Annotated in this window: 17 protein-coding genes; 4 read left to right on the top strand and 13 right to left on the bottom strand. The window is 74.6% G+C overall.

Annotated elements, in window-relative coordinates; translation table 11 throughout:
* The first annotated feature begins 80 nt into the window (after positions 1-80).
* Complete coding sequence (locus ACFYMM_RS23625; protein ID WP_388390074.1) at positions 81-827, top strand: serine hydrolase; 747 nt, start codon at positions 81-83, stop codon at positions 825-827.
* On the opposite strand, the gene ACFYMM_RS23620 is transcribed toward ACFYMM_RS23625, so the two are convergent.
* Genes ACFYMM_RS23620 through ACFYMM_RS23590 form a run of 7 tightly spaced genes read right to left on the bottom strand, consistent with a single transcriptional unit; the run spans position 794 to position 8,840 of the window.
* A complete protein-coding gene (locus tag ACFYMM_RS23620; RefSeq protein WP_388389677.1) occupies positions 794-1,678 on the bottom strand; it encodes a hypothetical protein in 885 nt (294 codons plus the stop codon). The genes ACFYMM_RS23625 and ACFYMM_RS23620 overlap by 34 nt on opposite strands.
* A complete protein-coding gene (locus ACFYMM_RS23615; protein ID WP_388389675.1) occupies positions 1,672-3,003 on the bottom strand; it encodes a cytochrome P450 in 1,332 nt (443 codons plus the stop codon). Before ACFYMM_RS23615 ends, ACFYMM_RS23620 begins: the two co-directional genes overlap by 7 nt.
* Positions 3,000-3,419: a nuclear transport factor 2 family protein gene (locus ACFYMM_RS23610; protein WP_388389673.1), complete on the bottom strand. Its 420-nt coding sequence runs from the start codon at positions 3,417-3,419 to the stop codon at positions 3,000-3,002. The genes ACFYMM_RS23615 and ACFYMM_RS23610 overlap by 4 nt, the downstream gene beginning before the upstream one ends.
* On the bottom strand, positions 3,416-4,501 hold the full coding sequence (locus tag ACFYMM_RS23605; RefSeq protein ID WP_388389671.1) for a ketoacyl-ACP synthase III family protein: 1,086 nt from the start codon (positions 4,499-4,501) through the stop codon (positions 3,416-3,418). The genes ACFYMM_RS23610 and ACFYMM_RS23605 overlap by 4 nt, the downstream gene beginning before the upstream one ends.
* A gap of 2 nt (positions 4,502-4,503) precedes the next feature.
* Positions 4,504-7,245 carry a PEP/pyruvate-binding domain-containing protein gene (locus ACFYMM_RS23600; protein ID WP_388389669.1) on the bottom strand — a complete coding sequence of 914 codons (2,742 nt, stop codon included), beginning with the start codon at positions 7,243-7,245 and terminating at the stop codon, positions 4,504-4,506.
* 3 nt (positions 7,246-7,248) lie between these two features.
* On the bottom strand, positions 7,249-7,890 hold the full coding sequence (locus ACFYMM_RS23595; RefSeq protein WP_388389667.1) for a methyltransferase family protein: 642 nt from the start codon (positions 7,888-7,890) through the stop codon (positions 7,249-7,251).
* Positions 7,887-8,840, bottom strand: a complete 954-nt coding sequence (locus ACFYMM_RS23590; RefSeq protein ID WP_388389665.1) for an AfsA-related hotdog domain-containing protein — start codon at positions 8,838-8,840, stop codon at positions 7,887-7,889. The genes ACFYMM_RS23595 and ACFYMM_RS23590 overlap by 4 nt, the downstream gene beginning before the upstream one ends.
* A 462-nt stretch (positions 8,841-9,302) precedes the next feature.
* Here ACFYMM_RS23590 and ACFYMM_RS23585 point away from each other — a divergent pair, with 462 nt between their 5' ends.
* Positions 9,303-10,211, top strand: coding sequence for an NAD(P)H-binding protein (locus ACFYMM_RS23585; protein WP_388389663.1), 909 nt, complete (start codon positions 9,303-9,305; stop codon positions 10,209-10,211).
* Positions 10,212-10,292: 81 nt separating this feature from the next.
* Here ACFYMM_RS23585 and mycP read toward each other — a convergent pair whose 3' ends face one another.
* The gene (mycP, locus tag ACFYMM_RS23580; protein ID WP_388389661.1) at positions 10,293-11,474 is read right to left on the bottom strand and encodes a type VII secretion-associated serine protease mycosin; all 1,182 of its coding nucleotides are present in this window, start codon (positions 11,472-11,474) and stop codon (positions 10,293-10,295) included.
* Positions 11,471-13,333 carry a hypothetical protein gene (locus tag ACFYMM_RS23575; protein ID WP_388389659.1) on the bottom strand — a complete coding sequence of 621 codons (1,863 nt, stop codon included), beginning with the start codon at positions 13,331-13,333 and terminating at the stop codon, positions 11,471-11,473. Before ACFYMM_RS23575 ends, mycP begins: the two co-directional genes overlap by 4 nt.
* Positions 13,334-13,543: 210 nt before the next feature.
* Between ACFYMM_RS23575 and ACFYMM_RS23570 the strand changes: the two genes are divergently transcribed.
* Positions 13,544-14,746 carry an amino acid deaminase/aldolase gene (locus ACFYMM_RS23570; protein ID WP_388389657.1) on the top strand — a complete coding sequence of 401 codons (1,203 nt, stop codon included), beginning with the start codon at positions 13,544-13,546 and terminating at the stop codon, positions 14,744-14,746.
* Positions 14,747-14,771: 25 nt separating this feature from the next.
* Here ACFYMM_RS23570 and ACFYMM_RS23565 read toward each other — a convergent pair whose 3' ends face one another.
* Genes ACFYMM_RS23565 through ACFYMM_RS23550 form a run of 4 tightly spaced genes read right to left on the bottom strand, consistent with a single transcriptional unit; the run spans position 14,772 to position 19,571 of the window.
* Positions 14,772-16,004 (bottom strand): haloacid dehalogenase-like hydrolase, encoded by a 1,233-nt coding sequence (locus tag ACFYMM_RS23565; RefSeq protein ID WP_388389655.1) that lies wholly within the window; start codon positions 16,002-16,004, stop codon positions 14,772-14,774.
* Positions 16,005-16,031: 27 nt separating this feature from the next.
* Positions 16,032-16,823, bottom strand: coding sequence for a 3-oxoacyl-ACP reductase (locus ACFYMM_RS23560; protein ID WP_388389653.1), 792 nt, complete (start codon positions 16,821-16,823; stop codon positions 16,032-16,034).
* Between the two features lie 7 nt (positions 16,824-16,830).
* Positions 16,831-18,195, bottom strand: coding sequence for an aldehyde dehydrogenase family protein (locus ACFYMM_RS23555; RefSeq protein WP_388389651.1), 1,365 nt, complete (start codon positions 18,193-18,195; stop codon positions 16,831-16,833).
* 11 nt (positions 18,196-18,206) lie between these two features.
* Complete coding sequence (locus tag ACFYMM_RS23550) at positions 18,207-19,571, bottom strand: glutamine synthetase family protein (protein WP_388389649.1); 1,365 nt, start codon at positions 19,569-19,571, stop codon at positions 18,207-18,209.
* A gap of 105 nt (positions 19,572-19,676) precedes the next feature.
* Here ACFYMM_RS23550 and ACFYMM_RS23545 point away from each other — a divergent pair, with 105 nt between their 5' ends.
* Positions 19,677-20,411, top strand: coding sequence for a FadR/GntR family transcriptional regulator (locus ACFYMM_RS23545; RefSeq protein ID WP_388389647.1), 735 nt, complete (start codon positions 19,677-19,679; stop codon positions 20,409-20,411).
* Positions 20,412-20,506 lie beyond the last annotated feature (95 nt).

Raw genomic sequence — 20,506 nt, 5'->3', positions numbered from 1 at the left:
GCGGCCCGGCGGGCGAGGAGGCGTCGGTGGAACCCGTGGCGCGGAGGGCGGCGGACCGGGACGGGCCGCTGAGCCGGGCGATGAGCACGGTGACCGTGCCGCCGCCGGCGAGGGTGTCGGCGGCCGTGCTGGACCTGGGCTCCGGACGGAGCGCCGGGTACGGCGACGCCGCCTTCGACACGGCGAGCATCGTCAAGGTCGGCATCCTGGCCGCGCTGCTGCTGCGGGCGCAGGACACGGACCGGCGGCTGACGGCGGCCGAGGAGGCGTACGCCACGGCGATGATCGAGGACAGCGACAACGCGTCCGCGTCGGCGCTGTGGGACGCCATCGGACGGGCCGACGGGCTCGACGCGGCGAACCGTCGGTTCGGGCTCACCGGCACGGGCGGCGGCGACGGGACGCTGTGGGGCCTGACCCGGACCACCGCCGCCGATCAGCTCACCCTGCTCCGGCAGGTCTTCGGGGCGCGCCCGGAGGACTCGAAGCTGACCGGGGCCTCGCGGGCGTATCTGCGCGGACTGATGGAGAACGTCCGGCCGGACCAGCGGTGGGGTGTCTCGGCGGCGGGCGACGGGAGCCCGTGTGCGCTGAAGAACGGCTGGCTGCCGCGCGGCACGACCGGGCTGTGGGTCGTCAACAGCATCGGCCGGGTGACGGTGGACGGCACCGGCTGTCTGGTCGCCGTGCTGTCGGACGGCAACGCGAGCCGGGCCGAGGGCATCGCGCTGGTCGAGGCGGCGGCGAAGGCGGCGGTGTCGTCGTTCGCCCGGCCGGCACCGCCGCCCGCGGGTCAGCCGGGGGCCGCCAGGCTCAGCGCCAGGTAACAGGCGAAGGTGGACAGGACGTAGTAGGCGGGCAGGGCGGCCGGCCAGCGGGGAGCGCGGCCGCGCCAGAACCGCCAGGCCGCCCGGGCCGGCAGCAGCAGCGGCAGGACCGCCAGCGGCACCAGCAGGGTCACCGGGCGGGCCTGGACCAGGAGCAGCACCACCGACAGCAGGGGCGCGGCCAGGGCCACGGCGACCGTGGCGCCGAGGCCGAGCGTGGTGACGTAGCTGCGCTCGCCGGGGCGCAGCCGTCGGGTGATCTTCTTGGCGAACTCCAGGTGCACGGTGACCAGCACGGTGATCACGATGGCCAGGACTCCCCCGCCGCCGGCGGGCGCGGAGGTGTCGTGGAGATAGCGGGCGTAGAGGTAGAGGTGCAGGAGGAGCTGGGCCGGGAAGCTGATCAGCAGGCTCAGCAGCAGCCGGTCGCCCGGCGGCCAGCCCAGGGCGCGGTCGACGGCCAGGACGAGCGCGCAGTAGGCCAGCTGGACCGCGAGGACGGCGAGCGCGGCCGGGCTGCCCGCGTTGAGGGCCAGGACCAGGGCGGCGCCGGCCGCGCACAGCACCAGCAGGTCCCGCTCGCGTACGGCGCCGGCGGCCAGCGGGCGTTTCGGGTTGAAGGCGCGGTCGTAGGCGAGGTCGCGGATGTCGTCCACGGCGCGCATCAGCAGCAGGGTGACGGTGAGTGTGAGGGCCGAGGCGAGGGTGCCGGTGCCGGGGCGCCAGGGCGGGTCCTCGGGCTGGACGACGGCGAACAGCCCGGTGACGCCGTACGCCCACAGGAACGCGAACGGCACCGAGGGCCAGGGCGGGTAGCTGCCCTTGACGAAGCGGGCCCAGCGGTTCAGCACGGCTCCTCCCGCGCGGGGCGCAGGCGGACCGGGAGTTCCCACACGCCGCGCATGAACATGCGGTCGCGCCAGCGCAGTTCGGCCGGGTCGACAGCGAGTTCCAGGCCGTCCAGCCGGTCCAGTACGGCGGCCAGGCCCTCCTGCAGTTCCACGCGCGCGTGGGCGGCTCCCAGGCACATGTGCCGACCGTGGCCGAAGCCGATGTGCGGGCCCGCCGGGCCCTCGGGGCGGAACTCGTCCCCGTCGGGGAAGACGGCGGGGTCGCGGTTGGCCGCGTCGGTCAGCGGGATGACGACCTGGCCCGGGTGCAGGACCCGGCCGGCCAGTTCCACCTCGTCGACGGCGACGTGCGGCTGGCCGCCGGTGCCGGCGAACCACACCCAGCGCAGCAGTTCCTCCACCACGCCCGGGATCGCGGAGGGGTCGGCGCGCAGCCGGCCGGCCAGGCCCGGCGTGGTCAGCACCTGGAGCACGCACATCGCCAGGTGGGAGGCGGTGGTCTCGCCGCCCGCCATCATCAGGCCGAAGCCGAAGACGGCGATCTCCTCGTCGCTGAGCCTGATCTCCTGGGGCGCGGTGAGCAGCTGGGTGAGCAGGTCGTCGCCGGGCCGCCCGGCCTCGACGGCCTCGCGGCGCGCCGCCAGCTGCTGGAAGAAGTACTCGTACATGACGGCGTGGGAACGGACGGACTCCTCGGCGGAGAAGCGGCCCGCGGACATCATCACGGTGACGTGCGGCAGCAGCCGGTCCAGGTCGGCGACCGGGACGCCGAGCATCTCGCAGATCACCCGGTACGGGAACGGGGTGGTGAACTCGGCGATCAGGTCGAACGGGCCGTCGGCGGTGCGCAGCCGGTCGAGCAGTTCCGCGGCGATCCGGGCGATGCGGGGCCGGTCCTCCTCGGCGCGGCGGTGGGTGAAGCGGGCCTGGACGCGGCTGCGCCGCCGGGTGTGGGTGGGGGCGTCGCTGGTGACCAGCGCGAGGGCGCTGGACCTGCGGGCGAACAGGGTGCCGCCGGCCCATGCCTCACGGCTGAAGCGGTCGTCGGACAGTACGGTCCTGACGTCGTCGTAGCGGGTCACCAGGAGTGCTCCGCGCCCGTTGCCCAGCCGCACCGGCACCAGCGGTTCGTCGCGGTAGCGGCCGAGGTGACCGGGGTCCAGGGCGATGCCGGGCACGTCGGCGAAGGGGAAGGACGGGGGTTCCGTGCGGCGGCCGGGGCCGGCCGCGTCGGTCCGGGCCGGCCGGCCGGCGGGCGCGGCGCCGGTGGCGGGTGCGCCCTCGGCGCCGGTGAAGGGGCAGCGGGGTGTGGTCGTCGTGGTCATCGCAGCCATCCCTCGGCCGGCTCCAGTTCCTGGCCGGGGGCGCCGTGCCAGTACTCGTGGAAGGAGGCGCAGCGGCCGTCCGGGGCGAAGCGCAGGGTGAGGCAGCCGGCCGCGTTGCGGGGGGCGCCGGTGGCAGGGTCGTACAGGACGCACCACCATTCGACGGCGGCCCGGTCTCCGGAGACGATCGGATCGCCGAACCACATCCGGGCGTCCTTCTGCCGGGACAGGGTGTGGCGCCAGTGGGCCGCGACGGCGGCGCGGCCGGTGTGCGGAGCGCCGTAGGGGCCCTGGTGGTAGGTGGCGTCGGCGGTGAAGAGGGCGGCGATGGCCTCCGGGTCGCGGGCCCGCCAGCCGGCTTCCAGGGCGGCGATCCAGCGGGCCACGGTCACCGGGGCTTCCTGGGTCAGGGTCACTTCCACTCCTTGTACGGCGAGGGCGTCCCGGTGGCCCAGGACGGGCTGTCGGTGATCTCGACGACGGCGGCGAACAGCGACACGCCGAAGCTGTTGTTGAGCATCAGCACCCGGTCGCCGGGGCCGACCTGGCGGGTTTCCACCAGGTGGTGCAGGGCGGCGAAGTGGTCGCTCGTGGTCATGTGGCCGTGCGGCCGGCCGAAGTCGAGGACGCCCAGGGCGGGGTCGATGCCGAGGGGTTCGAGGACCGTGCGGAGGTAGGCGGGGCCGCCGGAGAGCACGTGGGTGACGCGGGTGATGTCACGGGGGCGCAGCCCGGCCTCCTCGATGGCGCGCAGGCCGGTCTCGGTGCGGGCCTCTTCCGTGGCCTTGCGCGCCAGGGTGGCGGCGCCGGGGTCGCGGCGGGCGTGGTCGAGCATCCGGCCGACCAGGTCGATACGGCCGGTGCGGGTGCGGTTCGGCGGGAACAGGGGGCCCTCGGGCCGGTTCGTCTCCTCCAGTTCGGGCAGTGAGGACGAGGCCATCGAGCGCACCGCGGCGAAGCCGGCGCGGGTGGAGAGCACGACGGCGGTGGCCGCGTCGCCGAGGATGGAGGGCCGTTTCATCCGGGCGCCGCTCTGGTAGCGCCAGCGGTCCACGCGTTCGGTGCCGAAGTTCTCGGCGGCGGTCACCAGGGCCGCCGTCCGCGCGGGGTCGGCGGTGAGGTAGCCGTGGGCCAGTTCCATGGCGCCCAGGGCCGCGTTGCAGCCCTGCCGGACCTCCATGGCGGGCACACGGGTGCCGACGGCGTGCCGGAGCACGTACTGGTGGGGGGTCCACAGTTCGGGGCCCTGCTCGTGCAGCGAGGCGTGCAGCACGAGGGCGATGTCGGCGGCCCGGTGTCCCGAGTTCTCCAGGGCGGTGCGGGCCGCGTCGACCGCCATCTCGGGCGGCGAGACGTTCCCGGCGACGGCGGCGCCGGTCCAGCCGCCGCCGCGCCACTCCTCCTCGTCGTAGTGGCCCTCGGCGACGGCGCGTTCGGCGGGGTAGGGCCGGGGCAGGTAGCAGCCGAGGCCGGCGATGAACAGGTTCTCCACGCGCATGGCTAGGCCTCTTCCGGGGCGGTTTCGCCGGGCAGCAGGCGTACGGTGCCCGTGGTGCCGTCGATCTCGATCCAGGCGCCGTCCGGGATGGCGGTCATGGCCTCGCGGACCGCGACCACCGTGGGCACGCCGAGCAGCCGGCCGCTGATCGCGGTGTGGGAGACGAGGCTGCCGCGCTCCACCACGATGCCCTTGGCGGCCATCATCAGCGCCAGCCAGCCGGGGTCGGTCTCCTTGGCGACGAGGATGCGGCCGACGCACCGCTCGGGCGGCACGGTGGTGTCGCGGACCACGAGGGCCCGGCCTCGGGCGGTGCCGCTGCTGGAGGCGATGCCGCGCAGCACTCCGTCCTCGGCGGGGCCGGTGCCGGCCGCGGTGTCGTGCCGGGAGGCCAGCGCCACCGGCACGGGCAGGCCGCCGGGGACGGTGAAGTAGGCGGGCGGTTCCGCCGTGGCCGCGCACTCGGCGTGCCGGGCCGCGCGGCGCCGGACCAGCGCGCGCAGGTCGGTCTCGGTGAGGGTGCCGTCGAACGCGCCGAGCACTTCCTCCACCTGGAGGTGGACGACGTCGGAGGCGTGGTCCAGCAGGCCCGCCTCGACCAGGTCCCGGGCGAGCCGCCACAGCACCTCGCGGGAGACGCCGTAGAGCTGGCTGCGGCAGAACCGGGTGTCCTCTCGGGCCTTGACGCTGAACCGCAGCGAGGCCAGGACGGCGCCTAGCACGGCCCGGCGCAGCGGGCCCGGGCAGGCCTCGCGCAGCGCCCGCCGGGCGGCGTCGCGGGCGGCGGCCTCGTCGGCCTCGTTGGCCGCGACGGTCAGGCCCTGGGTGACGAAGGGGCGCAGCGCGGAGACGATCCGCCAGGGTTCCTGGCGGGGTGTCAGTACCTCCAGTTTGAGGTCGTGCAGGGCCCGGTCGCCGTAGCTGCGCAGATGCCGGGCGAAGGCCTCGGCCACCTCCTGGCCGTACACCCCGGAGGTGATCTCCTGCCACACCTCCCGCTCGGGCCGTTCCAGTACGGCGGTGCGCAGGGCCAGGTCGGCGCCGACGTGTTCGGCGAGCGCGAGGGAGGAACGCACCGAGGCCAGGGTGCGGTTGGGGCGGCCGCCGCCCAGCAGCCTGGGCAGCAGCGCGGCGCCGTCCGGCACCCAGCGGTTCAGCAGGGCGTCGGCGCAGGTCAGGGAGACCAGCGCGAAGTAGCTGGCGACCATGGTGACGCCCCAGCGGTGTTCGGCCTCGGTCCACATGGTGCGGTAGCGGGCGACGAGTTCGTCGGGGGTGCAGTCCTCGAAGGAGGTCCACTGGGCCATCAGCCCGTCCCACCAGCGCAGGAACTGGCGCAGCCGGCGCGGCTGGGTGACGTAGGCGCGGCCGAGGCGGGGCGCGGACCGCAGCACCTGCCGCCAGGCGCGACGGCGGGCCGCCGGGTCGGGTACGGCGTCCTCGGGCGTCTCGGTGAGGCCGAGGGAGCGCTGCCACATGGGGCGGATCAGGTCGAAGCCGGGGATCTGGCCGTGCAGCGCGAACCAGGCGTCGAGCCGGTAGTAGACCCGCCCGTCCAGGTGGCCGATCATCCGGCTGAGGTGGTGCTGGTCGCGGCGCAGGGAGTGCTCGGGCACGCCGAGCCGGCGGTAGAAGTCGGCGAATCCGGTGCGGTAGAACACCCGGGCCTGGGAGTAGGTCAGCGCCGAGGTGACGCCCGGGAAGGACTCGGTGAGGTTGTGGTTGGTCCACGGTACGGGGGCCGCGGCGGGCCCGGCGGGCGCCATGGGCCCGCGCACCACGGGTCTGGCCTGCACCAGGTGGATCGCGCCGTCGGCGGTGAGGGTCCCCTCGACGTCCTGGGGGCCGCCGAAGAGTTCCTCGGCGCGGGCGGCCAGGGCGCCGATCCGCCGGACCTCCTCGTCGGACAGCACCGGCGGGCGGGCGAGCGGCGCGGGGACCGGCAACCGCACGGGCCCGGCGTCCGGCCGGTCGGGGTCCAGGCCGACCATCGTCGTCTTGACAGCGATGTCAGCGCGTACGGAGCCGTCGGCACGGTCCATGAAGAAGTGGTCGATGTCGGCCTTCTCCTGGACGATGCCCTCGCCGATGCCGTGCGCGGCGGCGACGACCGCCTGTGTTCCCCCGCCCCGGGGGTCGCTGGTGAACATCACGAAGGACCGCACGCCGGGCACCATGCGCTGCACGCCGACCGCGACGCGCACGGCGGTGACGTCGACGCCCCGCCGCACCCGGTAGAGCACCGCCTCCGGGTTGTAGGCGGAGGCCCAGCAGTCGGCGATCCGGTCCAGTACCGCGTCCCTGCGCACGTAGAGGTAGCTGTCGGACAGTCCGGCGAAGGGGTCGTCGGCGCCGTCCTCCCCGGTGCCGTCGGCCTCGGCCGCCGTGCAGCCGCGCACCGCCACCAGCCCGTCGGGGCCGGCGAGTTCGTCGAAGGCGGCCAGGACGCGCCGGGCCGGCCCGGCGGGCAGCGGTGCCGCCCGGACCCGGTCCCGGGCCGCGCGGGCCCAGTCGGCCAGCTCGGCGGTGCTCGCGTCGGGGCCGGGGAAGCCTTCGGGGGCCGGGACGGTCGCGGTGAACGCCTCGGCGGTCAGGACGAAGAAGGCGGGCACCGGGAGCCCGGCGCGGCGCATCACGTGCTGCCGGGAGAACTTGTGGCCCACCTGGCCGGGGTCGCCCAGGGCGTCCGCGCCGGGCGCGATCAACTGCGGTCGGGTGGCGGTGAGTTCCGTCGTCTGCGGCACCGTCTACCACACCCCCGGGAGCAGCCGCGCCCGGCCGCCCGCGTACCCGGAGTATCCGGGCACCGCCCACAGCACGCGTTCCTCCACCCGGATCCGCCAGACGACCACCGCGCACAGGGCGAGCAGGAACAGGACGCTGAGCGGGTTGGGGAAGAACGCCACGAACGCGGCGTTGGCCAGCAGCATCCCGGTGTACGCCGGGTGGCGTACGTGGCGGTAGGGGCCGTTGGTGACGATGGAGTGGTCGGAGTAGCGGACCACGTGGTGGGAGTAGAAGCGGCCCAGGGTGCGGATGGCGGCCAGGCGCAGGGTGACGGCGGCGCTGAAGACCACGACCGGCACGGTCAGCCACACCGACCAGGCGTGCCAGGGCAGCGGCCACAGCACCGCGGAGACGGCGGTGCCGGCCCGGGTGAGGGCGTACGGCAGCAGGGTGCCGTTCTCGGCGGCGGACTGCGAGGGGTGCCGTACGGTGATGCCGGCCTCGGCGAGCAGCCACATCAGGTAGAGGCCCGCGAAGAGGGCGGCCGCCAGGTGCGGCGCGGGGCCGTCGGCGGTGAGCAGCAGACCGATGGCGACGGCGAAGACCGCGCAGGTCAGGGGTAGCAGGGCGCGCAGCGTCAGGACGATCGGGCGCTGGTTCACGACGCCGCTCCCGAGCCGGCGCGGGACTCGGCGCGGAAGGCGCGGTAGCCCTCGGGGGTCAGGCCCTTGCTGACGTAGACGAGGGAGCCGACCTTGGTGCCGGCGCCGTCGCCGGCGATCAGCTCGAAGGTGAGCCGGGCCTTGTCCTCCGACATCCGGGTCTGCCGCCAGCGCAGCGCGAGCGGCATCGAGGTGGGCAGGTCGACGGGCAGGTCGGCGGCGAGCCGCAGCCACAGCATGTGGACCTCGTCGGGCCAGCCGCCGACGCGGTGCGAGAGCCAGGTGGCGAACTGCCGGCCGGCCTCGACGACCGACTTCACCGAACGCCGGCCGGGCCTGCGGCTGGCCAGGGTGTGCCAGGGGGTCGGCGCCAGCACCGGGGCAGTGATCATGTCGTCGGTCACCTCGGGCCGGCCGAGCATCACGTTCTCCGGGCGGGTGCGGTGCACCAGGGAGGCGCGGGCGGGTGCGGCGTGGCCGACGGCGGCGGGCAACCCGGCGTGCGCGTCGCCGAGCACGCCGTCGAGCGCGTCGCCGAGCGGGGAGAACGTGAACCAGCTGTCTGCGACGACGGTCGAACCCTGGCTCACCCGCAGCGTGCGGCGGCCGCCGTCCGGGGGTGCCGCGAACAGCTCCGGTTCCGGGGAGAGTTCGGGCATCACCCGGAAGTTGACCACCCACTTGACGCGCGAGTCCGTCGGTACGACCACCCGGTCGCTCACCGCGTCCGCCATGGCGCACACGAGGAGCATGCCGGGGATGTGGTCCAGGGGGTGGTCGTAGAAGAAGGAGTTGTTCTCGTCGACGGTGAGTCCGACCGACCACGAGTCGGCGCCGGCGTCGGCGCTGCCGGGGTGGGCGGTCCCGGGGTGGGCGGTCCCGGGGTGGGCGGTCCCGGGGTGCGCCTCGGTGATCTGGCGCGAACGGAGATCCTCTGTCCTTGTCGTCATGCGTGTTTCCTCGCTTTCCTGGCTTTTCCTGCTCATGCCTTCGCCGGTGCCGCTCGGCGCGGGGCGGCGGCGCGGTTCGGGCGGCGCGCGATGCCCCGGACCGGCGGGGGGCACCCTGGGGCGGTCCGGTCCGGCACGCGGTGAAAAGGCCGGTGGCGGCAGGGTCAGCAGCGGGTTCTGCGGGAGGGGCCGGGGGCTGCCCGGCGCTGCGTGGCAGTCTTGACGAGGCAACTGACGCGCCACTGATCTACGCGCCACTGATCTCTTGCGCGGCCTTCCCGGACAGCGTGCGGCGTTCGGTTCCGCGCTGCGTCGAGCGCGTCAGCGACATGTCAGCGAGGCGTCAGCGGGGCGGGCGACGATCGGGCATCCGTTCGTATCCCATGGGCCGGATCCGGTCACCGGCCGTGCCGCGGCCTCGTGTGGTCCGGCGCCCGTGGCTGGACCTGGGGAGACCTCCCGATGATTCTCGTGACGGGCGCGACCGGCGTGGTGGGCGGCGAGGTGGCGCGCGTCCTCGCGTCGTCCCGGGCGGTGCGTGTGCTGTGCCGCGATCCGGGCCGGCTCGCCGTCCGGGGCCCGGGTCTCGAGGTGGCCGTCGGCTCGTACGAGGACCGGGCGTCGCTGTCCCGCGCGCTGGACGGGGTGGAGGCGGTGTTCCTGGTGACCACCGATCCGGGCGGCCACAGCGACGAGCGCTTCCTGGAGGCGGCGGTGGCGGCCGGGGTGCGGCACGTGGTGAAGCTGTCCGCGTACGCGGTCGGCGAGGACGACGCCGACGACCTGATCACGCGCTGGCAGCGGGGCTGCGAGGCGTCGCTCCGCTCGTCGGGGCTCGCCTGGACGCTGCTGCGTCCGCGCTCCTTCATGTCCAACACGCTGTCGTGGGCGGCGTCCATCCGCTCCGAGGGTGTCGTACCCGTTCTGTTCCCGCGCTCGCGCAACGCCTGCGTCGATCCGCGTGACGTCGCCCGGGCCGCGGTGGCCGCGCTGACCTCACCCGGCCACGAGGGCCGCGTCCATCCGCTGACCGGCCCCGAGGCGATCTCCGCCGAAGAGCAGATCCGGGAGCTGGCCTCGGCGCTCGGGCGCCCGCTGGCATGCCGGGAACTGACCCCGGACCAGGCGGCCGCCCGCTGGGCGCGCCGCTATCCGCCGGAGGTGGTGCGCGCGCTCGTGCAGAGCGCCCGCCGTCAGGCCCGGGGCGGCAAGACGACGGTGGACCCCGCCTACACCCGCCTCACCGGGCACCGCCCCCGCTCCTACCGGGAGTGGGCGCTGGACCATCGGACGGCGTTCGGCGGGGACGTGGAGCGGCCGGCGGCCGCCGGTGCGCCGCTGGTGGCCGGGGCGGGTGTGGGGGTCGACTAGCCGGGCCGGACAGGTCCGCGCCCCGGGGTGACACCGGTTCGGCGCGGATCGGTCGGGGGGATGCCGGTCGGGGGATGCCGGTCAGTACATGCCGACGCTGCCGTCCGGGGTGCGGGAGCGGCTTCGCCACAGGACGACCGCCGCCACCAGCAGCACCCCGCCGGCGCTGCCCGCGAGGGGGCCCGCCCAGTCGGAGGCGCCGCCGGTGGCCTTGGCGGCGTCGGGCCCGGGGCCGAAGTACCTCGCGCCGTACGACGCCGCGCGCAGGCCCTCCGGCTTGAGGCGGGCGGCGGCCTTGAGGGCGGCGACCGGATCGATGAAGCCGAAGCCGCGCGAGTCGTCGCGGCCACCGGCCGGGGCGTCCCGGGCGGTGTCCTCCAGCAGCTTCTTGACCTGCGCCGGGGTCAGGTCCGGATGGGCCGCCTTGAGCAGTGCGACGGCGCCCGAGACGAAGGCGGAGGCGGCGGAGGTCCCCCAGCCCTCGTAGTACCGGTGGTCCGGGTCGGCGATCACGACGTTCACCCCGGGCGCGCTGACCGTGGCGTACCAGCGGCGGGTGGAGAAGTCGGCGCGGGTGCCGTAGCGGTCGACGGCGGTGGCGGCGATGACCCCGGGGTAGGCGGCCGGGTAGGAGACGTGGTCGCCCTTGTCACCGCCGTTGCCGGCCGAGGCCACGACGACGACACCCTTACTCAGGGCGTACTGCACGGCCTCGTCCTCGCTGGGTTCCGGGTGCGCGGAGTCGGAGTCGTCGCCCAGGGAGAGGTTGATGACGTCGGCGCCGTGGTCGGCGGCCCAGCGGATGCCCTCCGCCAGGGCGTCGCCTCGACTGCTGCGGGCCTTGCCGCGGGCCGAGTCGTCGTCCTCCAGGATGACCCGGACGGGCAGGATCCTGGCCTCGGGGGCGACGCCCATGACGCCGTCGGCGTCGCCGGGGCCGTGGCCGTGCCCGGCGATGATGCCGGCCATGGCGGTGCCGTGCCGGGCCCAGGTGCGCTGACCGGGATGGGCGCCGAAGCCGATCATGTCCTTGGCGGGCAGGACGTTGCCGTCCAGGTCCGGGTGGTTGCCCTCGACGCCGGTGTCCAGGACGGCGACGGTGACGCCCTTGCCCTTGGTGGTGTGCCAGGCCTCCTGGACCCGCAGGGCGGACAGCCCCCACTGCTGGGCGCGGATGCCGTCGGCGTACGCGGTGGCGGTCGGCAGCAGGACGAGGGAGCCGGCGAGCAGAAGGCTCGCCGCGGCCCCGGTGACGGTCTTCATGAGGGCTTCTCCGTGGCCGTGCTCGCGGTCTTGCGCAGGCCCCGCTCGATGCGGTCGGCCAGGCCCTGCGCCTCGTTGCCGAGGCCGGCCTGGGCGGGGGCCGTGGTGGCACCGGACTGGGTGGCGTCCGCGGCGGGTTGCGGCGCGTCGACGGTACGTCCGTCGGCCCAGCCGGAGACGGCGTAGGCGACCACGGGGACGTCGGTGAGGACCGAGATGGTCCAGGAGGCGCGCTGCTTGTCGCCGAAGCCGGCGGCGACGGTGTCCTTGGCGGCGTAGGGGCGGGGCATCAGGTCGGTACGGCGGTCCAGGTGCTCGTCGCCGAAGCGGGCGGCGAGGGCGGACATCGCGGCGGCGTCGGCCTTGGTGAACAGCAGGCCCACGGTGGTGACGTAGCTCTGGGTGGCGTCGGTGTAGGTGGCGCGCAGCAGGCGCTGGCAGCCGACGGGGGCGAGGGCCCTGTGCAGCAGGGGGTCGAAGGCGTCGGCGCAGCCGCTGTCGGGGGCGACGGCGATCCTGGTCCAGGTGCGGTCGGCGCCGCCGGGGCCGGCGCCGGTGCCCTGGACGGTGGGCGGGAACAGCTGGTCGACGGGCATGTCGTGCCACAGCGCGGCCGCCGTGCCGAAGCTGGTGGCGGTCGCGGCGCCGTCCCCGCCTCCGGTCAGCCAACTCCCGGCCACGGCACCGCCGATGAGTCCGAGACCGAGGACGACACAGGCGGCGGCAGCGGCGGTCCGGGGGCGTACCCGGCCTCCCAACGGCCGCGCCCTCCCCCGCTCGTCGTACCCCTCGGGCTCCCCGAACGACACGACGGGCGCGCCCCAGGACAGCGTCGGGTCCGGCGAGATCCTGGTCGCGGCGGACATCGAGGCGCCGGCGGTACGAACGGAGCCGACCGGACTCCAGGCCACCTGGGGATCGTGCTCGGCACCCCGGCCGGAAAGCGTCGCCTCCGGCTCGGCCGCCGACGGAACGGGCCGCGGCCGAGCGTTCGCCTCGGCGACACCGGGCCGGTACGCGGGCCGCGGCGGCACGGTCCGCTCACGCCCCTCGGACGACACGCCGTCCGCCCGCCCGGCCTCACGGCCGGCGGGCGTGGCCGACGAGGTCCCGGTACGGTCGCCCGCACGGCCGGCGGGCGCGGCACCCGGCCGGGGCGGCACGACCGCGGCACCGGTCCGGTCGCCCTCCTGGCTCGCGGGAGGGACGGTCGGGCGAGGCGGCACACCCGTCGCACCACCACGGTCGGCCCCCCGCCCCGTGGGCGAGACACCCGCACGCGGCGGCACACCCGTCACACCACCACGGTCGGCCCCCCGCCCCGTGGGCGAGACACCCGCACGCGGCGGCACACCCGTCACACCGCCGCCGTCGGACTCCCGCCCTTCGGGCGAGGTGAGGGGGCGGGGCGGCTCGAGCGGTGCGGGCGGCGCGCCGTCACGGCGCGGCTCGGATCCCGTGGACGAGGCACCCGGACGACCGGACGCCGTGCCACCGGCCCCGCCAGGACTCGCCCCGCCACCCGGCGGCGGAGCGCTCGGACGCTGCGGCACCACGGCGGCACCACCCGCGCCACGACGCGTCGCCGGGGTGGCGTCACCGGCGTCGGTCCCAGGCTCGGAGGTCGCCGTGTCGCGGCGGGTGGCGCCGGCGGGGGGCGGGGTGTCCGGGAAGCGGGCCGAGGCGGGGGGCGGGGGCGGGGCCGTCGGGTCGGACGGGCGAAGACGGGGGAAGCGGGGCGTGAACACCGAGGGCTCTTCGTCGGACTCGTCGTCGGCCGACCGGAACCCGCGCGAGGTGAACTCCTCGGAGCGGTCCTCGCGTGGCGGGACCGGGGCATGCCACGCTTCCGTGCTCATGGACCCCCCGTTTCCTCGCACCCGGGCCGTTTCTACCCGCACGGCCGGCCCGGCATCCCGGCGCAGGTGCAACGGCCGGGGGCGTTCCGCCGTACGTGCGCGTCACTCTACGGGTTGTCCGGCGGCGAACGGGAACCAGTCCGGGCGGCCGGGGCATCTGCCCGGAACGTCCCCCTACCCTGCGGTAATCCTGTCTGGCAGGCTTCGTTCATGACTGCGCGCGCCTCAGACCGGGCCCGTTACGACCGGGCCACCGCCCATCTCGACGCCCCCCTCGCGATCGTGGACCTGGACGCCTTCGACGCCAACGCGGACGACCTGCTCCGCCGCGCCGCCGGCAAGCCCGTCCGGGTCGCCAGCAAGTCCGTGCGCTGCCGAGCCCTGCTGGAGAGGGTCCTGGCGAAGGACGGTTTCCAGGGGCTGATGTCGTTCACCCTCGCCGAGTCGCTGTGGCTCGCGCGCTCCGGTTTCGACGACGTCCTGCTCGCCTATCCGTCCGCCGACCGGGCCGGGTACGCGGAACTGGCCGCCGATCCGAAGCTGGCCGCCGCCGTCACCGTGATGATCGACGACCCGGCCCAGCTCGACCTGATCGACGCCGCCCGCGACGGCGGTGGTGAAGTGGTGCGGGTCTGCCTGGAGTTGGACACCTCGCTGAAGCTGCTCGGCGGCCGGATCCGGGTCGGCGCGCTGCGTTCCCCGCTGCACTCCCCCGCCCAGGTCGCCGACCTGGCTCGGGCCGTGGTCCGGCGGCCGGGCTTCCGGCTGGTGGGGATCATGGCGTACGAGGGTCATATCGCCGGGGTCGGTGACGACGTGGCCGGCCGGCCGTTGCGCTCGCGTGCCGTCCGGCTGATGCAGGCCACCGCCCGTCGGGAGCTGGCCGAGCGGCGCGGCGCGGTGGTGCGGGCGGTCCGTGCCGTGGCACCGGACCTGGAGTTCGTCAACGGCGGCGGCACGGGCAGCGTGCAGCACACCGCCGCCGAGGACGCCGTCACCGAGATCGCGGCCGGCTCGGGGCTGTACGTGCCGCGCCTGTTCGACAACTACACGTCGTTCACCGGCCGCCCGGCCGCCCTGTTCGCCATGCCGGTGGTACGGCGGCCGGGGGTGGGCGTGGTGACCGTGCTCGGCGGCGGCTACCCGGCCTCCGGCGCCCCGGGCCGCGACCGGCTGCCGGTGCCGTACCTGCCCGAGGGGCTGTCGTACGACCCGCAGGAGGGGCCCGGCGAGGTGCAGACCCCGCTGCTCGGCGCGCCCGCCGACGACCTGCTGATCGGCGACAAGGTGTGGTTCCGTCACGCGAAGGCCGGTGAGCTGTGCGAGCGGTTCGACGTGCTGCATCTGGTCGAGGGGGACGCGGTGACGGGTACGGCGCCCACGTACCGGGGTGAGGGGCACACGTTCCTGTGATCCGCGGGCGCGGGCGGGCCGGCGGTCAGTAGACGGTGTCGGCCTGGTCCGGCACCACCGTCCCGTCGTCGCGCAGCAGCGGCCCGGGGGTGCCGTCGGGGGCCGTGTAGGCCGTCGTCGCGCACGGGTACGGCCGCGGTCTGCGCGGCAGCGGCTCGATGAACATGGGGGTGACCAGCCAGCGCCCGTCGGCGTCGTCGTACGCCCGGCACATCAGCTCCGGCTTGTCACGGTTGACGACGAGGTGGGCGCCGGTGGCGTCGCCGACGAAGGTCACGTCGGTGTCCGCGTCCCCGGCCGCGAGCGCCGGCCTGCGCCGCCACGGCTGTCGCCGCCAGGCGGTGGCGCCCCGGACGCCGTACACCTCCTGGTTGATCCAGCAGCGTTTGCCGTCGATGTACGGGATCACCGCGCCCCGGGTCGCGGGTACGCCTCCGCAGCCCTGGTTCCGGTCGGTGATCCGGCCGTGGCGGTCCAGGAGGGAGCGGATGGCGAGGGTGTGGGCGGCGTCGACGCCGACGGCTTCGGACCAGACCTCGGTGATGGGCTGGGCGCCCGCCGAGACGACGTAGACCCGGAAGCCGGCGCGGTGCAGGGTGCGGATCAGGTCGCGCTGCTGGTCGTAGTAGCGGACGTAGGCGGGGACGGTGTGGGTGCCGAGGAGGCGGGTCGCGCCGACGGGGGCGGCGAGGGCCTCGCGGCGGGCGGCGCGTGCGTAGGAGGCGAGTTCGGCGGGGGTGCGGCCGGCGAAGAGCTGGGGGACCCAGGCGTACTGCGGGACGGTCCGCCGGTGGTTCCAGGAGCCCGCGAAGGCGGGGGCGCCGCTCATGGTGGTGCCGTTCTCGCGGATCTGGAGGATCTCGTCCGTGCAGCGGGGGTGGGCCGAGGTGCGCAGGACCTGGCCGGCGCCGGTGCCGCAGGCGCGGGTGAGGGCCCGGTCGGCGGTGTCGGTGAGCCAGGCGCTGGTGTCCTTCCAGCGGGCCGGGCGCACGAGCCGGTCGTGGCGCAGGGCCCAGGACAGGGTGGCGTCGGTGACGTCGTTCTTGGTGACCGTGTTGTCCCAGTCGAAGGCGGCGACCGCGCCGCGGTGTCCGGAGCAGGTGCCGTAGGCGTCGACGACCCGCTGCAGGCGGGCGCGGTTCTCGCCGCCCCAGCGCACGGAGAGCCTGGGGCAGTGGGGGTGGGGAGCGGTCGGTGCGGTGGGCGCGGCCGCCAGGGCGGCGGCCGCGGCCAGGGTCCACGCGAGGAGCTGTCGCATATCACGCGGACCGTACACCTTTGTCCCCTACTGGGGTGTGACGTACGCGCCCGCGATTCCGCCGTCCACCAGGAAGTCGGTGGCGTTGACGAAGGAGGAGTCGTCGCTGGCCAGGAAGGCGACGGCGGCGGCGATCTCGGTGGCCTCGGCGAACCGGCCGACCGGGATGTGCACCAGGCGGCGGGCGGCCCGCTCGGGGTCCTTGGCGAACAGCTCCTGCAGCAGCGGGGTGTTGACCGGGCCGGGGCACAGGGCGTTGACCCGGATGCCCTCGCGGGCGAACTGCACGCCCAGCTCGCGGGACATGGCGAGCACCCCGCCCTTGGAGGCCGTGTACGAGATCTGCGAGGTGGCCGCGCCCATCCGGGCGACGAAGGACGCCGTGTTGATGATGGAGCCCTTGCCCTGGCGCCGCATGTAGGGGATGGCGGCCTTGCAGCACAGGTAGACGGAGGTGAGGTTGACCTCCTGGACGCGCTTCCAGGCCTCCAGGCCGGTCTCCAGGATGGAGTCGTCGTCGGGCGGCGAGATGCCGGCGTTGTTGAAGGCGATGTCGACGCTGCCGTAGGTGTCGTAGGCCGCCTTGAACAGCGCCTCCACCTGCTCGGGGTCGGTGACGTCGACCTTCACGAAGAGGCCGCCGACCTCTTCGGCGACGGCCTTGCCGCGGGTCTCGTCCACGTCGGCGCAGACGACGCGCGCGCCCTCGGAGGCGAGCCGGCGCGCGGTGGCCAGGCCGATGCCGCTGCCGGCTCCGGTGATGACGGCGCTGCGGCCGACCAGGCGACGGCAGATGTTCTCTTCGGCGATGTCGGTCATGTGCGGCTCATGCCTCCGTGCTGATGAAGACGTTCTTGGTTTCGGTGAAGGCGGTCAGTGCGTCGGGTCCGAGTTCCCGGCCGAGGCCGGACTGCTTGAACCCGCCGAACGGCGTCCAGTAGCGGACGCTGGAGTGGGAGTTGACGGACAGGTTGCCCGCCCGGACGGCCCCCGAGACGCGCAGGGCGCGGCCGATGTCGCGGGTCCACAGGGAGCCGGAGAGGCCGTAGGGGGTGTCGTTGGCGAGGCGGATCGCGTCCTGCTCGTCGGTGAAGGGGAGCAGGACGGCGACCGGGCCGAAGATCTCCTCGCGGGCCGCCGCGGAGTCGGGCCGCTCCCCGGTGAGCACGGTGGGCGGGAACCAGAAGCCGGGTCCGTCAGGTGCGCCGCCACGCAGTCCGGGGGCGTCGTCGGGGACGAGCTCGCGTACCCGGTCCAGTTGCCGGCCGGAGATCAGCGGACCCATCTGGGTCCTCTCGTCGGCCGGGTCGCCGACCACGACGGCGGCCAGGGCGTCGGCGAGGAGGGCGCGGGCCTCTTCGTACACGGACTCCTGGACGAGGATGCGGGTGCGGGCGCAGCAGTCCTGGCCGGCGTTGTCCAGGAAGGAGAAGGGGGCGAGGGCGGCCTTGAGGTCGGCGTCGGCGAAGACGATGTTGGGGCTCTTGCCGCCGAGTTCCAGGGTGACGCGCTTGAGGAGCGCCGAGCCCTTCGCCGCCACCTGTCTGCCCACGGCCGTCGACCCGGTGAAGACGATCTTCGCGACCCCGGGGTGCTCGACGAGGGCGTCGCCCGCGACGGTGCCGTGGCCGGGGAGCACCTGGAAGAGGTGCTCGGGGAGTCCGGCCGCCAGGGCGAGTTCGGCCAGCCGCAGCGCGGTCAGCGGGGTCGTCTCGGCGGGCTTGAGGATGACGGCGTTGCCGGCGGCGAGCGCGGGGGCCGTGCCCCAGGCGGCGATGGGCATGGGGAAGTTCCAGGGCGCGATGACACCGACGACCCCCAGCGGTTCGAGGATCGTGACGTCGAGGCCGCCGGCCACCGGGATCTGGCGCCCGGTCAGCCGCTCGACCCCGCCGGCCGCGTAGTCCAGCAGGTCGCGGACGTTGCCGGCCTCCCAGCGGGCGTTGCCGAGGGTGTGCCCGGCCTCGCGGACCTCCAGCCGGGCCAGTTCCTCCAGGTGCTCGTCGACGGTCGTCGCGAACCGGCGCAGCAGCCGTGCGCGGTCGGCGGGCGGCAGGGCGGCCCACCTCGCCTGCGCCCGCGCCGCTCGGGTGACGGCGGCGTCGACGTCGGCCGCGGTGGCGGCGGGGACGGTGGCGAGGACCTCCTCGGTGGCGGGGTTGAGCACCTTCAGCTCGTGCGGGTCGGACACGTGATGACCTTTCACAGGCGTTCGAAGGAGCGGCGCAGCTCCCAGTCGGTGACCGCGGCGTCGAAGGCCTCCAGCTCGACGCGCGCCATGTTGCGGTAGTGCGCGACGACCTCGTCCCCGAAGGCCGCCTTGGCGATCGGGCTGTTCTCCCAGAGGTCGGCCGCCTCGCGCAGGGTGGTGGGGACGTGGTCGAAGCCGGCGGTGTAGGCGTTGCCCGGACAGGGCTCGGGCAGTTCGAGCTTCTGCTCGATGCCGTACAGCCCGGCGGCGACCAGGCCGGCGACGGCGAGGTGCGGGTTGACGTCCCCGCCGGGCAGCCGGTTCTCGAAGCGCAGCGAGCGGCCGTGGCCCACGACACGCAGCGCGCAGGTGCGGTTGTCGTATCCCCAGGCGACGGCGGTCGGGGCGAAGGAGCCGGGCTGGAAGCGCTTGTAGGAGTTGATGTTGGGGGCGTAGAGGAGGGAGAAGTCGCGCAGTGCGGCGAGCTGTCCGGCGAGGAAGTGCCGCATGACGTCGGACATGCCGCCTTCGAGGTCCCCCGCCATCGCGTTGGTGCCGTCGGCGCCCGCGAGCGAGAGGTGGATGTGGCAGGAGTTGCCCTCCCGCTCGTTGTACTTGGCCATGAAGGTGAGCGACATGCCCTCCTGCGCGGCGATCTCCTTCGCGCCGGTCTTGTAGACCGCGTGCTGGTCGCAGGTGCGCAGGGCGTCGTCGTAGCGGAAGGCGATCTCGTGCTGGCCGGGGTTGCACTCGCCCTTGGCGGACTCGACGGTGAGACCGGCGCCCGCCATCTCGTTGCGGATGCGCCGCAGCAGCGGCTCGATCCGCCCGGTGCCGAGCACCGAGTAGTCGATGTTGTACTGGTTGGCCGGGGTCAGCCCCCGGTAGTTCGCGTCCCAGGCCTGTTCGTAGGTGTCCTTGAAGACGATGAACTCCAGCTCGGTGCCGACCTGGGCGGTGTAGCCGAGTTCCGCCAGGCGCTCCAGCTGGCGGCGCAGGATCTGGCGGGGCGCGGCGACGACCGGGGAGCCGTCGTTCCAGGCGAGGTCGGCGATGAGCATGGCCGTGCCGGCGTTCCAGGGCACGCGGCGCAGCGTGCTCAGGTCGGGGTGCATGGCGAAGTCGCCGTACCCCCGGTCCCAGGAGGACATGGCGTACCCGTCGACGGTGTTCATCTCGGTGTCGACGGCGAGGAGGTAGTTGCAGCCCTCGGTACCGTGCCGCAGGACCTCGTCGAGGAAGAATCGTGCGGCGAACCGCTTGCCCTGGAGGCGCCCTTGCATGTCGGGGAAGGCCAGGACGACAGTGTCGATCTCACCGCCGGCGACGAGGGTGTGGAGTTCCTCGACGCTGAGCGGGGGTGTGCGGTCTGCCACGGGAACAGCTCCTTCGGCTTCTTCGCGTTCTGCGCGCTTTCTCGGCCGGGCCGGGAGCCATAAGGTATTGCCAAGAACCATTGCTTGGGAAGGGGGCACGGCGAGATGACAGTGGATGCCGACGGCGGCCCGGACGACCGGCTGGCGCCGGTGCTGCGGCCGGTGCGGGCGGGCAACGGCTTCGAGGAGGCGCTGGAGCAGATCCTCCAGGTCGTCCGGCTGGGCCTGGTGCCGGGGGGCGGGCGGCTTCCGGCCGAGCGTGAGCTGGCGGAGCGGCTCGGGATCAGCCGGGTGACGCTGCGCGAGGTGCTGAAGGTGCTGCAGGACCAGGGGCTGGTGGAGTCGCGGCGCGGGCGGTACGGCGGAACGTTCGTCCTGCCCCGCACGGACGCGGGGGGCGAGGACGAGCTGCGGCGGCGGATCGCCTCGGTGGACATCGAGGACGTGCTGCGCTTCCGGGAGGTCCTGGAGGTGGGCGCGGCGGGGCTGTGCGCGGCGCACGGACTGACCGGCGAGCAGGCGGAGCGGCTGCGCGAGGCGCTGGCCCGCACGGAGGACGCGCCGCTCGCCGACTACCGGCGCCTGGACACACTGCTGCACCTGACCCTGGCCGAGCTGTGCGGTTCGCCGACGCTGACCGCGCAGTACGCGGCGGTCCGGGCGACGGTGAACGACCTGCTCGACTGCATCCCGCTGCTGGTCCGCAACCTGGAGCACTCGCAGCGCCAGCACGCGGCACTGGTGGAGGCGGTGCTGGACGGGGACGCGGACGGGGCGCGGGAGATGATGCGCGAGCACTGCGCGGGCACGGCGGCGCTGCTGCGGGGATTCCTGACGTGAGGGCGGGGCCCTCTGTCCTGAGGACGGGGATTTCTGTCGTGAGGGCGGTCGACAGAGGGATGCAAAGGTATTCTGCAGAACCATTGAGTCCTGGG

Origin of the sequence: Streptomyces sp. NPDC006739 (assembly GCF_042869815.1) — a bacterium.
Taxonomy (GTDB): domain Bacteria; phylum Actinomycetota; class Actinomycetes; order Streptomycetales; family Streptomycetaceae; genus Streptomyces.
This window is presented reverse-complemented; position numbering and strand designations above follow the sequence as displayed.